At 48.1% G+C, this 16,355-nt stretch carries 10 protein-coding genes; 6 read left to right on the forward strand and 4 right to left on the reverse strand.

What is annotated here, in order from left to right; genetic code table 11:
* From DR864_RS05530 to DR864_RS05545, 4 genes are all read right to left on the reverse strand, one after another.
* A complete protein-coding gene (locus tag DR864_RS05530) occupies positions 1-1,239 on the reverse strand; it encodes a flavin-dependent oxidoreductase (protein ID WP_114066017.1) in 1,239 nt (412 codons plus the stop codon).
* A 225-nt stretch (positions 1,240-1,464) separates the two neighbouring features.
* A complete protein-coding gene (locus DR864_RS05535; RefSeq protein ID WP_114066018.1) occupies positions 1,465-2,517 on the reverse strand; it encodes a 2-oxoacid:ferredoxin oxidoreductase subunit beta in 1,053 nt (350 codons plus the stop codon).
* A gap of 52 nt (positions 2,518-2,569) precedes the next feature.
* A complete protein-coding gene (locus DR864_RS05540) occupies positions 2,570-4,399 on the reverse strand; it encodes a 2-oxoacid:acceptor oxidoreductase subunit alpha (RefSeq protein WP_114066019.1) in 1,830 nt (609 codons plus the stop codon).
* Positions 4,369-6,171: an FAD-dependent oxidoreductase gene (locus tag DR864_RS05545; protein ID WP_114066020.1), complete on the reverse strand. Its 1,803-nt coding sequence runs from the start codon at positions 6,169-6,171 to the stop codon at positions 4,369-4,371. The genes DR864_RS05540 and DR864_RS05545 overlap by 31 nt, the downstream gene beginning before the upstream one ends.
* 384 nt (positions 6,172-6,555) lie before the next feature.
* Between DR864_RS05545 and DR864_RS30350 the strand changes: the two genes are divergently transcribed.
* From DR864_RS30350 to DR864_RS05575, 6 genes are all read left to right on the forward strand, one after another.
* Positions 6,556-8,064: a family 16 glycosylhydrolase gene (locus DR864_RS30350; protein ID WP_114066021.1), complete on the forward strand. Its 1,509-nt coding sequence runs from the start codon at positions 6,556-6,558 to the stop codon at positions 8,062-8,064.
* Between the two features lie 52 nt (positions 8,065-8,116).
* The gene (locus DR864_RS05555; protein WP_114066022.1) at positions 8,117-9,226 is read left to right on the forward strand and encodes a glycoside hydrolase family 88/105 protein; all 1,110 of its coding nucleotides are present in this window, start codon (positions 8,117-8,119) and stop codon (positions 9,224-9,226) included.
* A gap of 211 nt (positions 9,227-9,437) precedes the next feature.
* Entirely contained in the window at positions 9,438-9,995 is a 558-nt protein-coding gene (locus DR864_RS05560) for an RNA polymerase sigma factor (RefSeq protein WP_114070165.1), read from the forward strand.
* A 21-nt stretch (positions 9,996-10,016) separates the two neighbouring features.
* Entirely contained in the window at positions 10,017-11,015 is a 999-nt protein-coding gene (locus tag DR864_RS05565; protein WP_162793567.1) for a FecR family protein, read from the forward strand.
* Positions 11,016-11,137: 122 nt separating this feature from the next.
* Complete coding sequence (locus DR864_RS05570; RefSeq protein ID WP_114066024.1) at positions 11,138-14,677, forward strand: SusC/RagA family TonB-linked outer membrane protein; 3,540 nt, start codon at positions 11,138-11,140, stop codon at positions 14,675-14,677.
* Positions 14,678-14,698: 21 nt separating this feature from the next.
* On the forward strand, positions 14,699-16,339 hold the full coding sequence (locus DR864_RS05575) for a RagB/SusD family nutrient uptake outer membrane protein (protein ID WP_114066025.1): 1,641 nt from the start codon (positions 14,699-14,701) through the stop codon (positions 16,337-16,339).
* The last annotated feature ends 16 nt before the right edge of the window (positions 16,340-16,355 follow it).

Raw genomic sequence — 16,355 nt, forward strand, 5'->3', positions numbered from 1 at the left:
TTATGATTTTTGGTTAAGGGTCTGAATATCAAACCCCGCAATTTGTTTGTACCGGTTCATTACCTCTTCCAACTCCGCACGCGGAATCTGGTCTTCCAAAAAACCGTTGGGGAAACGTTCTTCCATCCTATCCATGATTTCGTCGGGGCCTTTGGCGCGGTTTTGCAACACCACTTTTGCCGTAGCAGGCACGCGCTCATCGTTGTAAGCCATTAACGCTTCTATGGGATTTTGCGTATTTTTCAAACATTCAGCCAAATAATCAGCATCCAAAATCGCCTGCGAAGCCCCGTTGGAACCAATCGGGTACATGGGGTGGGCGGCATCTCCGAGCAACGTGACACGGCCAAACGTCCAGCGGTCTAAAGGATTTCGGTCCGACATTGGAAATTCGTACACGACTTTGGCCCCCGCAATCATCGCCGGCACATCGAGCCAATCAAACGTCCAATCTTGGTATTTGTTGACCAATCTCTGCTGGTCTGCCGGACGGTTCCAATCCCTTACTTCCAGTTTTTGCTGCTCGTTTTGACGTACATTCGCCACCCAATTGATGAGTTTGTTTCCTTCTGCATCAGGCTCTGGATGAATGGGATACGCCACTATTTTTTGGGCATTATGTCCTACCATTACCATGGTGGTTCCATTTAAAAACGGCCTCATACGCGTAGTGCCTCGGTACAGGATATTGGAAGAATACACTGGTGGCCCTTCATTGGGATATAGTTGTTGCCGCACCACCGAATTGATTCCATCCGCCCCAATCAGCAAATCGCCCCGCTCCTGCCCGATGGTTTGTCCCGTTTCTTTGTTTACAAAATGCGCGATGACTTCCCGTTCGTTTTGTTCGAAAGAAACCAAATGATGGTTTGTCAGGAGTGCCTCGCTACCCAACACCTCCGTGGCTTCTTCAAACAGCAGTTGTTGCAACCTTCCGCGATGGACTGAAAATTGGGGCCATTTATACCCCGCAAACCGTCCGCGTGGCTCGCTCCAAAAAGGCTGTCCAAATTTATTAAAATAGGCCAAATCGGTCGTTTCAATGGCATTTTGGGCAATTATGGGTTGCAGGCCAAGGTGGGTAAGCACCCGAACCGAATGAGGCAGCAAATTGATACCTACCCCCAGTGGTTTTACTTCTTTGACCGATTCAAAGACTTTTACGTCCAGTCCGAGCTTGTGTAGGCAAAGGGCGGTAGTCAACCCGCCAATGCCCCCGCCAATAATGATTACTTTCATATTTTTTTAAACGGAATAATAAACAAAATCACGCAAAAGCACTAAGAAGCAGAGGTTTAAAACGAAAATGCTGGTGCACTCGGTTGCTCTCGTTCCAACACACCTAACTCATGCTCAAACGCCTAAAAGTTGACAAGTTAATTCAAATCTGGGAATCATATTGCCCTGAAAACAAAAACCGCGCAGGGACTCTCCCTACGCGGTTTGACTATTGAGTGCCAGAGATTACCTAAACTCGTCGTTAATCATGGCCAATACTCCCGCCCCCGGACATAAATCCTCTTCTTTTAGGCTGTTCAGCGGGCGCTTATCTGACTTGATGATTTCGTGTAAATCCTTGCTTTCGGGGTCTACGTACACCAATCCCGTCAGGATTTCACCTTCGGCTTTGGCTTGTTGCAAACGACTCATCGCCGCCTGACGGTCGCGCGGATCCCAGCCATCGGCCAGCTTGTGCAACTGCACCGACGAGCCGTCGTGGAGTTCGACGTCAACCGAGCTACCTCTGTCGTAAGAAACGGTAATCTCTTCTTTTTCGGGAACGTACCCAATTTCGGCCAACGCCTCAATGTGGTCGCGCACGTAATCGTACGACTTGGTAGAACCCACGTTGTTGTTGAAAGTTACGCAGGGAGAAAGCACGTCAATCAGCGCAAATCCATTGTGAGAAAGCGCCGCTTTGATGAGCGGTACGAGCTGGGTTTTGTCGCCCGAAAAGCTGCGCGCCACAAAAGTAGCACCCAACTCCAACGCCATGCCCACCAAATCAATACCTTCAAAGGGATTGACGGAGCCGCTTTTGCTGACCGAGCCAGCGTCGGCCGTGGCCGAGTCCTGTCCTTTGGTCAGGCCGTAGCAACCGTTGTTCATCACGATGTACAGCATGTTGAGGTTACGACGAATGGCATGCACAAACTGCCCCATCCCAATCGAAGCCGTATCGCCGTCGCCCGATACGCCGAGGTAAATCAGGTCGCGGTTGGCCATGTTGGCCCCCGTCGCAACCGACGGCATTCGCCCGTGGACGGAGTTGAACCCGTGCGAGTTGTTGAGGAAATAGTTTGGTGTTTTGGACGAACACCCGATACCCGACAGTTTTGCCACGCGATGCGGTTCAATCGACATCTCGTAGCACGCCTGCACGATGGAGCCGCTGATGGAATCATGCCCACAGCCCGCGCAAAGTGTCGAAATCACCCCTTCATAATCTGTTTTAGTGAAGCCTACCGCATTTTTGGGCAGGTCGGGGTGACGAAATTTTGGTTTTATATACGTCATTGGAATTCTTTCTCGGTTAACCGTTATACAAGGTTATTTATATTATTCCTATCTACAACTTAATCGCTTCCAAATGCTTCGCGATACCATTTCGAATAGCATCGGCTGTGATGGGCATACCATCATAGTTCAGAATTTTGATCAATTTTTTGGGATTGATTTCCAATTCGTTGATCAACAGCGTACGGAATTGCGCGTCACGGTTTTGTTCCACCACAAACACTTGGTCGTGGGCTTCGATAAACTCCTCTACGGAAGCGTGGAACGGAAAGGCCGTGGCGCGCATGGCGTCTAGCGTAATTCCTTCTTCTTGTTTCAACAAATCTATCGCTTCCAAAGCCGCGTAGGTGGTGGTGCCGAAAAAGATCATCCCGATATTGCTTTCATTTTGGGTCTGATAAAACTCTGGCAACGGCAGAATTTCCTTGGCCGTATCCCATTTTTTAGACAAACGGTCCAGCACCTGCGCATTTTTCACGCCGTCTTCGGTGTAGCGCGCATATTCGTCGTGAGAAGTTCCACGCGTAAAGAATGACCCCTTGGTCGGATGCGTAGCCGGGAGCGTCCGGTACGGAATGCCGTCGCCGTCCACGTCTAGGTAACGTCCAAACTGCTTGCCCATGGCGCTCAACGCGTCCAAATCTTCGGCGGTATATACCTTACCCCGGTCGTAGCGACGGGCATCGTCCCACTTCAGGGGCGCGGATAAGTGCTCATTCATGCCCAAATCAAGGTCGGTCATGACGATGATGGGCGTTTGGAGGCGTTCGGCCAAGTCAAAGGCGTCGGCCATAAAGTCAAAGCATTCGGAAGGATTGCTCGGAATCAACAGTACGTGTTTGGTATCGCCGTGCGAAGCATAGGCCGCCAACAGCAAATCCGACTGCTGCGTCCGCGTGGGCATCCCCGTAGACGGCCCGCCGCGCTGTACATCCACCAATACGGCGGGGATTTCGGCAAAGTACGCCAATCCCAAAAACTCATTCATCAACGAAAGCCCCGGACCGCTGGTGGCCGTAAATGCCCGGGCACCGTTCCAGTTGGCACCCAACACCATCCCAAACGCCGCCAATTCATCTTCGGCCTGCACGATTGCTACTTTTTTGAGGCCAGTTTCGGGGTCAACGCGCAAACGATTGGAATATTTAGCAAATGCCTCCACCAACGACGTTGAGGGCGTAATGGGATACCAACCCGCTACCGTAGCGCCCGCGTACACGGCCCCAATTCCGCAGGCAGTATTGCCGTCGATGACGATGGCATCGCCCACCAAATCGCGACGCTCCACGCGCAATCCTAGCGGATGCTCGTAGTTTTCTTTGATGTAGTTTACACCCGCCATCATGGCCTGCACGTTGGGCTCAATGAGTTTGGGCTTTTTCTTGAATTCGTCGGCAATGATTCCTTTCACCACCTCCAATTCAATATCCAAGAGGGCCGCCAAAGCACCCACGTAAATCATATTTTTGAACAACTGCCGCTGACGCGCATCGGAATAGAGCCGCATACAAATTCCAATCATCGGAATACCGATATAATTGACGTCTTCGCGGATAAAATCTTTGTGCAGGTTTTTTGTATTGTCGTACAGAAAATACCCGCCCGGCTTGACCGAAGCCACGTCTTGTTTCATGCTTTGTGGGTTGACACACAGCATGATATCTACTCCTTCGCGGCGGCCCAAATAGCCTTTTTCGCTGACCCTCACCTCATACCAGGTCGGTAATCCCTGAATATTGGAAGGAAAAATATTTTTAGCGGTCATGGGGATGCCCATTCGAAAAATGGACATCGCAAACATATTATTGGCACTGGCCGAACCCGTCCCGTTGACGTTGGCAAACCGTACTACTAAGTCGTTAACTCCTGTAAGATTCCGCATTGATTACCTGCTTTGGTTACTGAATACAAATATTTCTGCATATCCCACGCTGACGTAGGGCAACGCTCGGCGCATAGGCCGCAGTGAAGACACACATCTTCATCTTTGACCATCACACGGCCCGTTTTGAGCGTATCCGAAACGTATAAATCTTGGGATAAATTATCGGCGGGAACCAGAAGCCGCGAGCGCAAATCTTCTTCTTCGCCATTGACGGTGAACGTGATACACGACGTGGGACACACATCCATGCAGGCATCACATTCAATACATTTATTTTCGGTAAATACCGTTTGAACGTCACAGTTGAGGCAACGCTGGGCTTCTTTAAAGCCTGTGTCGGGACTAAAGCCCAATTCAACTTCTTTTTTACGGTCTTTCAGGGTCAACGCTTTGTCGGCGTGCGGCACCTTAAAACGCTCATCGTCGGAGACGGGGCTATCGTAAATCCACTCGTGAATCCCCATTTTCTGACTGATCAGATTGGTATACGGAGAAGGACGGTCATGGACAGATTTTTCACTGCAAAACAAATCAATCGAAACCGCCGCCGAATGTCCCTGCGCTACGGCCGTGATGACGTTTTTTGGGCCCATGGCCGAGTCGCCACCGAAGAATACGTTGGGAATGGTCGACTGGAAGGTTTTTTCGTCCAATACAGGTAAGCCCCATTCGTTAAACTGCAAGCCTAAATCGCGTTCAATCCACGGAAATGAGTTTTCTTGTCCGATGGCTACCAGCACATCATCGGCTTCGATAAATACGTCAGGCTCACCCGTCGAGACGAGTTTGCGGCGGCCGTTTTCGTATTTGGCCTCCACTTTTTCAAACATCATTCCTTTGAGTTGACCTTCTTCCACCACAAACGATTTCGGAACGTGGCATTCTAAAATCGGAATATCTTCGTGGAGCGCATCCTCGATTTCCCAAGGCGACGCTTTCATTTCTTTGAACGGACTGCGCACCACCACTTTCACTTCTTCTCCTCCTAAGCGGCGAGAGGTGCGGCAGCAATCCATGGCCGTGTTTCCACCGCCCAAAACGATTACTTTTTTGCCAATTTTGGCCGTATGCTCAAACGCCACACTCGCCAACCACTCAATCCCAATGTGCACATGGGCCTTGGCATCCCAACGGCCCGGCAAATCGGCCAAATCTTTTCCTTTGGGCGCGCCCGTACCCACAAATACAGCATCGTAGCCTTGGTCCAAAACATCCCGAAGGCTGTTTACGCGGGTATTGAAATGCGTATGAATGCCCAAATCAAGCACAAAACCTACTTCTTCGTTCAGCACACTATCGGGCAAACGAAACGAGGGGATTTGACTGCGCATCATCCCTCCGCCCATCGGTTGGTCGTCATACAGATGGACTTCGTATCCCAACGGAGCCAAGTCACGGGCCACCGTCAGCGAAGCGGGGCCACCACCGATGAGGGCTATTTTTTTACCGTTCGGGATAAAAGGACCTTGGGGCATAAAGCTCGTTACATCCCCTTTGTTATCCGCCGCTACGCGTTTGAGGCGGCAAATCGCCACGGGCTCTTCTTCCACGCGCCCGCGTCGGCAGGCGGGTTCACAGGGGCGGTCGCAGGTACGACCCAAAACACCCGGGAAAACGTTGGATTCCCAGTTGACCATGTAAGCCTCGGTGTAGCGTTCGGCCGCAATGAGCCGAATGTACTCGGGTACAGGTGTATGCGCCGGACACGCGTATTGACAGTCCACAACCTTGTGGAAATATTCCGGGTTTTTAATGTCAGTCGGTTTCAAGGAGATACGTTTTGAATAATCAATGTACGCAAGTTAATCAACAATAAACAAAAGTTAAAGAAGATACATAAACGTTTTTGGAGGGAGAAAAGCAAACGATTTGATGGGTATTTTCATTAGTTAATTGTGCTTAATTTGCTATTTTTTGGCAATTACTGTATTTTGTTTGGTATATCAAAGACCATGTTATCCAAATATTACTTGAAGGTTACGTGATTTTTTCAATGGTATTTTACGGAATTTCAAATCTGAAGGCTACATGAGAAGAAAATGACAAAATTTGCCTTTGAAAGTAATAGCCAATAAAAACGAAGACACCATTTTTAAAACCCACTGTATTCCTTAACAGAAGGCAATCATCTTTTGAACAAATAAACTATACGAATGAACAAGCACGTAATCTCCTTATTTTTAGTATTTTGGACACTCTCTTTTTCTTATTTCTCCAAGGCCCAATCTTTTCATAACAACAAAATAGTGGCCCACCGTGGAGCTTGGAAAAACACGGGAGCCCCCCAAAACTCCATTGCATCGTTGGAGAATGCCATCAAACTGGGTTGTGTCGGCTCAGAATTTGACGTTAGAATGACCAAAGATGAAGTGTTGGTCATCAATCATGACGCGCATTACGAAGGAATGGACATCGAAAAAACCGATTATGCCGAACTTATCAAAAAAACGCTGAAAAACGGCGAGCAGCTTCCGACGCTGGAAGAATACCTGAAAGCGGGCAAAAAACAAAAAAAGACCATGCTCGTGACCGAAATCAAACCCTCACCCGCAGGGAAAGAGCGGGCCATGATTTTGGCAGAAAAAGTGGTCAAGACCGTTCAAAAGTTAAAGGCCCAAAACTGGGTAGTATACATCAGTTTTGACTACGACATCCTGAAGAAAGTGCGGGAGCTGGATAAAAACGCAAAACTCCAATACCTCAACGGAAATATCTCAGCAGCTCAACTCCAAGCCGACAACATCGGCGGGTTGGATTATCACTTCAGCGTTTTACAAAAAGACGAGCAATGGATTGCCAACGCCAAAAAATTGGGCGTCGCTACCAACGCTTGGACCGTAAATGACACTTTGGTAATGGATTATTTTTTGGCACGAGATATTGACTATTTAACCACCGACGAACCCGAAAAAGCCTTGGTACGTAATGCGCGATTTGCCAAAGAAAAACGCAAATTGGTTTGGAGCGATGAATTTAATTATACAGGCTTACCCGATGCGACCAAATGGGGCTACGACGTTGGCGGCAAAGGTTGGGGAAACAACGAGTTGCAATATTACACCAATGCTGATACGTCTAATGCGCTCGTCAAAAACGGCGTCCTTTCCATCACCGCCCGCAAAAGCAAATTTGAAAACCGAGACTATACATCTGCCCGACTCCTAACCAAAGGAAAAGCCGAATGGACCTACGGACGCATTGAAGTACGGGCCAAATTGCCCAAGGGGCGCGGCACATGGCCTGCTATATGGATGCTGGGCAGCAACATCGAAACCGCTGGCTGGCCCAAATGCGGCGAAATCGACATCATGGAGCACGTAGGTTACGACCCCGATACGCTCGTGGGTACCATCCACACCCAAGCCTATAACCACGTAAAGGGAACCCAGAAATCAAAGAAGATTTTTATCAAAAACCCTTACACTGAGTTTCACGTCTACGCTGTTGATTGGACGCCCGAGAAAATGGATTTTCTGTTGGATGGCTACGTTTATTTAAGTATTGCTAATGAACACAAAACTGTCAATGAATGGCCGTTTGATAAGCCAGAGTACTTGTTGCTCAATGTAGCAGTGGGCGGCAATTGGGGCGGTGCTAAGGGCATTGATGAAAGCGTTTTTCCCGCCAAAATGGAAGTAGATTATGTACGCGTGTTTCAGTAATCAAAACCGCTCATCCCTCCCAAAAATTGAAACGACCTTAAATTAACACCAAATGAATCGAATCCTGCTGAGCGCCGTTGCCGTCATCCTTACCATTTCCTTTCAAGCTTGTAAAACATTCAAAGGGAGTGAGAAATCCACCATTGAGCAAGCCATGGTCAGGGCCATGCAGTGGCAGGAAGCCAACCCGATTTTTTCAAAAGCACCCACCGACTGGACAAACGGGGCTTATTATGCTGGCGTGGTGCGCGCCCACAAATCGACGCAAAATCCTGCATTTTTGACCACTCTGGTTGAAATGGGCAAACGTAACCAATGGAAAACCTACGACAGGTATTTCCACGCCGACGACGTGGCCATTTCCCAATCTTATTTGTACTTAAATTCAATCGGCAACAAAGACGTAAACCTTGCCCCTACCGAAAAATGGATTCATGAGCACCTCTTTGAACCGCAGGATTGGAAAGTGGGCAAAGGAAATGCCGAACAAAGAATATTATGGTGGTGGTGCGATGCTTTGTTTATGGCTCCACCCGTGCTTACCCAGTATGCAATCTTGAAAAATGACCAAAAATACCTCGACGAAATGCACCGCTACTATATGGAAACGTATGAGTTGCTTTTTGAAAAAGAAGAAAAACTGTTTGCCAGAGATACCCGATTTGTGATCACGGGGGCCGCCACGGACAAACGGGAAACCAATGGAAACAAAATTTTCTGGTCGCGGGGTAACGGATGGGTATTGGGTGGATTGGCATTGATTTTAGAAGACATGCCCAAAAACTACAAGCACCGGGCATTTTACGAAACCCTCTTTAAAACAATGGCGGCGCGGGTCAAAGAACTGCAGCCAGCCGACGGCCTTTGGCGCACGAGTTTGCTGTCGCCGGAGTCATTTGCGCACGGTGAAGCGAGCGGCAGTGGGTTCTTTACGTTTGGGCTAGCATGGGGCATCAACAACGGGCTGTTGGAGGCAAAAACCTACAAACCAGCCGTTGAAAAGTCGTGGAAAGCCCTGCAAGAATGTCAGCAAGAAAGTGGAAAAATAGGTTGGGTACAAAACATCGGTTATGACCCCAAACCCGCCGACAAAGACAGTTGGCAGAATTTCGGCACGGGGGCTTTTCTGATGGCAGGCAGTGAAATGGTAAAACTAAAATAGCGTTTATTGCCAGTTTTTTGAATTTAATAACAACCCACAAAAAAAGTTCGCGTTCTCTAAAAAACGCGAACTTTTTTTGTGGGTTCCTACCATAAATTGGTCAAATGAAACCTCTCCAATTGGCCCTAAACAGTATTATTCAATTATTTTTCAAAACTTTTTAGGGATTTACGAGAGTTGTTCTACTGTACACGTAAATGGGGTAAAACGTATGAATGTGAAGCAACTCGACGATAAACGTTTGGTAGAATTTCTTCAGGAAGGCAAAATTTCGGCCTTTGAAGAAATATACCGCCGCTATTGGTATAAACTATATGGAATTGCCTACCACCAAACAGGGGTCAGAGAGGAAGCGGAAGAATTGGTTCAAGAGGTATTTTTAACAGTCTGGAATCGCCGAACCGAAGTGGTGATACGACACCTAGATCTTTACTTGACCATTGCCATCAAAAATCAGGTCTATGACTATATCAAGTCGCAGATTAGCTACCGGAAATACCAAGAATACCTCATTTTTCAGGAAATTCATCAACACTACGCCACCGACGAAATCGTCAATTTCAGCGAATTATCGGCGGCGGTTGAGAACGTCCTGAGCCGTTTGCCCGAAAAAAGCGCCGAAGTTTTCAAACGCAGCCGCTTCGAAAATCAATCGGTTCGAGAAATTGCGCTCGGCCTCAACCTCAGCGAGAAGGCCGTTGAGTATCACATTACCAAATCATTGAAGTTTTTGAAAGAGAACCTCAAACCCTTCCAATCCGACAATTAAATGCCATTAACACACCGAGACATGACACAGCAAGAATTCAACGATTTGTCGAAACGATATTTGGAAGGCCGAACCACCCCAAAAGAAGACCAACTTTTGATGGATTGGTACAACAATCAGCCCAAACAGCTCCCCCTCCTTCCCTTACAATCACAAAAAAAAGAGATTGAAAAACGAATCTGGCAAAACATTCAAGCCCAGATTCGACCCGCATCCAACGGCTTAATGATTAAAATGGCATGGTTGACGGGAATCGCGGCCTGCTTAGTGGTAGGATTTGTGTGGTTTTCAACCGATAAAGCTCCCAAAAACAACGAAACAACCGTACTCAAGAATCCTGAACAGGTAGGGATTGAAATAAAAAACACAACCATGTTAGAGCAGAAAGTCCGACTGGAAGACGGTACGGTGGTCATGCTGAAACAAAACAGCAGTATCATCTACGACAAAAACTATAACAAAACCAAACGAGAAGTACACCTCATCGGCGAAGCTTTCTTTAAGGTAAAACGAAACTTGACCAAGCCCTTTGTGGTCCATACGGGAGAATTGACCACGGAAGTGCTAGGAACAAGTTTCCGCATCAAACACTACGACGAAGCCAAAACGATTGAAGTGTCGGTCACAACGGGAAAAGTGTCGGTCTATGCCGAAAAGCCCAACCGCCCCGCCGAGCGCAATGGGGTCATTCTCACAACCAACCAACGGGTAGTGTTTGATGTGGCGTCCAAAAACATCGTTCCGAGTATCGTCGATGACCCTGTGCCTATTGTTAGCATTGAGAGGGCCCCGCCCCAGCTCGACTTTCGGGAAGCCTCCCTTCAACAGGTTTTGGATGCTCTTTCAAAATTATATGGCCTTGAGTTCATGATTGCCAATCCTAACGCCAAGGATTGTCACATCACCGCCGACTTAAACGGACTGTCTATGTTTACGCAATTGGAGCTTATCTGTAAATCCATAGATGCGACCTACGAAAAGCGTGGCACGGTCGTATTTATCTACGGTGACGGCTGTTAGTAAAAAAAAAGAGTCAAAAATGCTACGAACATTTTTGACTCAAAAGTGAAGCCCTCTACAAACGCCAATCTGTGGGAGGGGCCTGTTTTTCAATTATTTCCCATTAAAAAACGAGTAAATCTATGAAAAAAACCGTACCGATTCCAAAAATCATGTGGAAGGTTATGAAAATTACATTTTCACAAATGCTCCTATGTCTCGTGTGCGCCAGCATGGCATGGGCCTACGATACCCAAGCGCAGGAAGTACTCAACCGACCTATATCGGTCATTGGCGAGCGCCTCGAACTGAGAGATATTTTGAGCCAAATAGAGAAGCAGGCGGAAGTAAAATTTGTGTACAGCACCAAGATTAAATCCACCCAACGACTGACGCTTAATATCCACAAACGGAAGCTTTCAACCGTATTGGAGGAAATTCTCAAACCCATTTCCATCGAATACGAAGTGATTGAAAACCGCATTTTGCTCAAAAAAAGTAGAAACGAACAAAGCTTACTCCCAAACGAAGAAGTGCAAGGATTAGCAATGCCTCAAAGCCTTGAATTACCCATTACGGGTACCATTAAAGACGAAAAAGGCGTAACCATGGCAGGCGTAAGTATTTTAATCAAAGGCACTTCCAGAGGCACCACTACCGATGCCAGCGGCAATTTTAAGATTGACGTTCCCGACAAAAATACTGCGTTGATTATCAGCTATGTGGGGTATTTATCACAGCAAATTACGGTGGGCAATCGGAGTCAAATCAACATTACGCTGCTTCCTGACGAGCGCTCACTCAACGAAGTACAGGTGGTGGCTTTTGGCGAGCAACGCAAGCGTGATGTCACAGGCTCCATTGCCTCACTGAAAGCGGCCGATATTCGTGCCAATACCGCCGCTAGCCCCGATGTAGCCCTTCAGGGTCGGGCGGCGGGGGTGCAAATTACGCAAGCAGGAGGTACTCCCGGCGGTGCGGTGCGTATTAACGTACGCGGGGTAGCTTCCATCAACTCCAATTCGCAGCCTTTGATTGTCATTGACGGTCAACCCGTTAACAGTTCAGCCTTCGGCACGGGCGGTGTAGCCATGAATCCTTTGGCCGAAATCAATCCCGACGATATTGAGTCAATGGAGGTCCTAAAAGATGCTTCGGCGTCTATATTGTTTGGGTCACGAGCGGCCAACGGGGTTATCTTAATCACCACCAAAAAAGGGGCAAAAGGTAAACCTACCATTGATTTTAGCTACCAACAGGGGGTCAACACTGCCACAAATCGCGTTGATTTTATCGACAACGGAGCTGATCATTTTAATATTTTGAAACGTGCCGCCCGCAACAACATCCGAGCGGGACTGGCCCCAGCCTCTTCCAATTTGACCAGCTTATTACCTACGGGTATTTTGCGTGGCTCGTTACCTGCTTCGTTTGATAATCAATTGATTGACTCCACTACCCTCTACAACACCCGTACCAATTGGCTCGACCAAGTACTACGACAGGGTGGTTTTCAGCAAGCTACGCTGAGTGCAGGCGGTGGCGCAAAAAACCTGACTATCTATGGAAGCGGGTCGTACCGTAAAGAAGACGGGATTATTATCGGACAAGGTTTGCGTCGTTTGAGCGGACGGGTAAATGTAGAATACAACCCCATTAAAATCCTCAAACTGGGTGCCAATGTATCGCTTAATAGCATTGATAATGAGATGGTTCCACTGGGCAACTCGTATCAATACGGCCTCACATCGGCCTTGCCTGCTTACCCGATTCAGTTACCCGATGGGTCTTTTTTCAACGGTATTGCCAACGGCACCAACAATACACAGAGCATCGGGACTAACCCCGTTTTTTATCGGAATAACTATTCCAACAAATCTAACACTTTCCGAAATATCAACACCTTTTTTGCCCAAATTGAACCCGTCAAAGGCTTAACCATCCGTTCCGAATTTGGCACGGATTACCAAAAAACCAGAAACGATATATTACTCAATCCCACTTTGTATCCTAGGGGAATTCAGGGGGCCGAACGAACGGGAGAAGGCCGCGCCGAAAACCGTGACGTACTAAACCGTAATTCTAATTGGAACAACACCATTAATTATACACGTGAATTGGGCAAAAACCACCGCATTGGTGTTTTGGTAGGAAACAGCCTGCAAAACCGCATTTCTGACAACGAAACCTACATAACGGAGCGCGTACCTCCTGGAGCCAAAACGGGCTTAGACACGACCCGCTCAGTGGTATTCAACGATGAAATATCGTTTCGGTTTGTTTCTTATTTCGGAAGAATTAACTACGCTTTCAAAGACAAATACTTGTTTGAGGTCAGTCTGCGCTCCGACGGCTCGTCGCGCTTCGGCCCCGAAAACCGCTGGGCTACCTTTCCAGGCATGTCGGTGGGTTGGGTCATCAGCGATGAGAGCTTCCTGAGCAACAATTCCTTTGTGAACTTCTTGAAACTGCGCGCCAGCTACGGCCGCACTGGAAACGCCGAAATCGGGAATTTCTCGTGGCAAAAGAACTTTACGTTTGTGGGCTACAATGCCGCCATCTACGGCGGGGTTCAGGGAGGACAATTTACCAATCCCGGCAACTCCGCCCTGACGTGGGAATCTACGAAGCAATTTGATGCGGGCATTGAATTTACCTTGTGGAACAAACGCATCAGCGGAACACTGGATTTCTACAACAAAGACTCCGAAGGCTTACTTTTGGATTACGCACTGGGGCCATTGTTTGGCACCATCAACAATTCCATGACCATCAACCTCGGCTCCGTTCGCAACCGTGGGGTAGAATTGAGCATCACCACGCGTAACGTTACGAAAAAGGATTTTCGATGGACGACGGATTTTAACATCAGCCACAACAAAAATACGGTGTTGAGTACCTATACCGCGCCATTTCTTAATTTCCCCTTCCAAGTCATTGCTGGTCCGAGCATCGCTACACCCGGCTATCCTTTGGGCAACTATTACATGGCGCAGTTTGCTGGTTTTGACCCTAATACTGGCAATGAACTCTTTTACGAGCGCGACCGAGTCGTTTTCAACAATACTGGTCAAACGGTAAAAACGGGGGCTTTGTGGGATGGAACCATTGCCAATAATGCGGGTAATAACCAATTTATTCTCGAAAATCGCACGCCGTACCCAGTGCTATTCGGGGGATTGACCAACAGTTTCCAATTCCGTAAAATTGATTTTAACTTTCTGTTTTATTATCAATACGGCAACTGGATTTATGACCAAGCCCAACGCGCTCAAAGCTATCCCACCACTGGTCAGGTGCTAAGGGCCGAAAGCCCGGGCATCGGCAGTCTGCGCGATGAACTCAACAAAACCGAGGGGGCTTTCCGAATGCAGTGGAACTCCAACGCACGGGGCTTTGAGTCTTCTCGATTCTTGCACGACGGCTCATTTATTCGTCTCAAAAACGTGCAGCTCGGTTATACGCTTCCTGCATCGGTAGCCAACAAATTGCGTCTCCGCACAGCACGAATTTCATTGACCGGACAAAACCTGCTCACCTTCACCAAGTTTACGGGCTGGGATCCCGAAGTATTTCGCAACGGCGGCGCTGATGGCTCTACGGCTACGCTTTCACCGGGGGTCACCAACAACGATTTGCCACAGGTACGCACCGTCTTAGTCGGAATCAACTTTGGGTTTTAATTATTTGACAACCAAGCACTCATGAAAAAGACATATAGCATTATGGGAATGATTGCCGTAGCAATCGGCAGTGTTTCCTGCGATAAATACTTAGACGAGGTTTCTTCCAAAACCCTCATCCAAGCACAAAATGTGCGCACGGTACAAGAATTAGATATTTTGATGACGGGAGCTTATTCGGGCATCGCCCGAGAAGTGGCCTTTGGCGGCAATGCGCTTGTCATTGGAGAAACATTTGGCGATTTAGTAGCCGTTAATAACGTCAATTACCGCAACAGCCCAAGTCGCTCGTCAAGGGTTTACACTTGGACTCACCGCGAGGAAGATTACGGGTATCAGGCGGAATTTTTGCAATGGTCCACCTTTGGTCTGAACAACGCCAACAACGTGCTGGAAATTCTGCAAAGCAATCAGGTACAAACCCCAGGCGAAGCCGACCCCCGCAAGGACATCAACCTCCAAAAAGGTCGTATCGAAGGCGATGCCCGTTTTGTACGTGCACTGTGTATTTTTGAACAAACACGTCTCATAGGTTATCCATGGGGCCATACCCCCGACAATTCGCATCCTGGCCCCGTCGGAAATTACAAATCAGTGTCGGAGTTTGGCGATTTGGCCTATCCTCGTTTGAGCGTTAAGGCCGCTTACGACAGCGTTTTGAACGATTTGCGCATTGCCGAACGACTTCTACCCGAAAATTATAACCCTGCACAACACCTACCCGACATGCAGCCACGCGCCAATAAATACGCCGCGCTTGCCCTGATGGCACGGGTCTATTGGCAGCAGGACAACGTGGACAGTTGTCTGGCAGTGTGTAACCGTTTGCTCGGACAGGGCAACGCCAATCGTTTTCCGTTGGTACCCGGCAATCAGATGTTGGCGCAACTTTTCCAGCGTACCGGTATTTTGCCAAGCACCAATTCTGCTAATCGTGATGAAGTTATTTTTGAACTCGTCAACGTCGTGGGACGCAACTCCCGTACCACCAACGGAGCACCTTTGCGTACGCATTATACCCTTCAAAGTGTTTATACTGCTGCTCAATTGGCCAATGTCAACAACCTCACTTCGGGGCCTAACTTACGTATGAGCCAACGCTTTAAAACCTTGGCCGACTTTGACCGTCAGCGAGATTTGCGTTACCGAACCCTCTTGGACACCACGCAGGCTACTACCGCCGCAACGGCTTGGAACAGCCCTAATCGGCTTTGGTTTTCGAAAAAATGGGGTTCATTGGGGACTGCCAACTTAGGGCCTGTACAGGGAGTCAATTCCAACATTGTACTCTTTCGTTCTGCCGAATTTTTATTGATGCGCGCCGAAATGAACCAACGTAAAGGCAATACGGCTTTAGCCTTGGCCGACCTAAATGCCGTACGGACCCGGGCAGGTTTGGCGGCATTGACCTCTGCTCCCGCAAACCTGTTGGAAGAAATCAGAACGGAATTTGTCCGCGAAACTTTCAGCGAAGGCAATCGGATTCACAACATCAAAAGACTGAAACAACCGCTTAACCCCGGCGACCGCCCTGCCTCACCAAGCGGTGTAGATTGTGCCTTGGGCAACTGTAACGAAGTGCCCTGGAATAGTCGTTTGTTGGTGTTTTTGGTACCGCAAACGATGATTGACCGCAATCCTTTACTGGTTCAAAATGATTAAAAAACGAATTAAAAAC

It is taken from the genome of Runella rosea (assembly GCF_003325355.1).
Lineage (GTDB): Bacteria > Bacteroidota > Bacteroidia > Cytophagales > Spirosomataceae > Runella > Runella rosea.

What these genes read in the sequence shown, in the direction of transcription:
- DR864_RS05555 (WP_114066022.1), top strand. Translation starts at nt 8,117, where the DNA reads ATGAATCGAATCCTGCTGAGCGCCGTTGCCGTCATCCTTACCATTTCC.
- DR864_RS05535 (WP_114066018.1), bottom strand. Translation starts at nt 2,517, where the DNA reads ATGACGTATATAAAACCAAAATTTCGTCACCCCGACCTGCCCAAAAAT.
- DR864_RS05530 (WP_114066017.1), bottom strand. Translation starts at nt 1,239, where the DNA reads ATGAAAGTAATCATTATTGGCGGGGGCATTGGCGGGTTGACTACCGCC.
- DR864_RS05570 (WP_114066024.1), top strand. Translation starts at nt 11,138, where the DNA reads ATGAAAAAAACCGTACCGATTCCAAAAATCATGTGGAAGGTTATGAAA.
- DR864_RS05540 (WP_114066019.1), bottom strand. Translation starts at nt 4,399, where the DNA reads ATGCGGAATCTTACAGGAGTTAACGACTTAGTAGTACGGTTTGCCAAC.
- DR864_RS05575 (WP_114066025.1), top strand. Translation starts at nt 14,699, where the DNA reads ATGAAAAAGACATATAGCATTATGGGAATGATTGCCGTAGCAATCGGC.
- DR864_RS05565 (WP_162793567.1), top strand. Translation starts at nt 10,017, where the DNA reads ATGACACAGCAAGAATTCAACGATTTGTCGAAACGATATTTGGAAGGC.
- DR864_RS05560 (WP_114070165.1), top strand. Translation starts at nt 9,438, where the DNA reads ATGAATGTGAAGCAACTCGACGATAAACGTTTGGTAGAATTTCTTCAG.
- DR864_RS30350 (WP_114066021.1), top strand. Translation starts at nt 6,556, where the DNA reads ATGAACAAGCACGTAATCTCCTTATTTTTAGTATTTTGGACACTCTCT.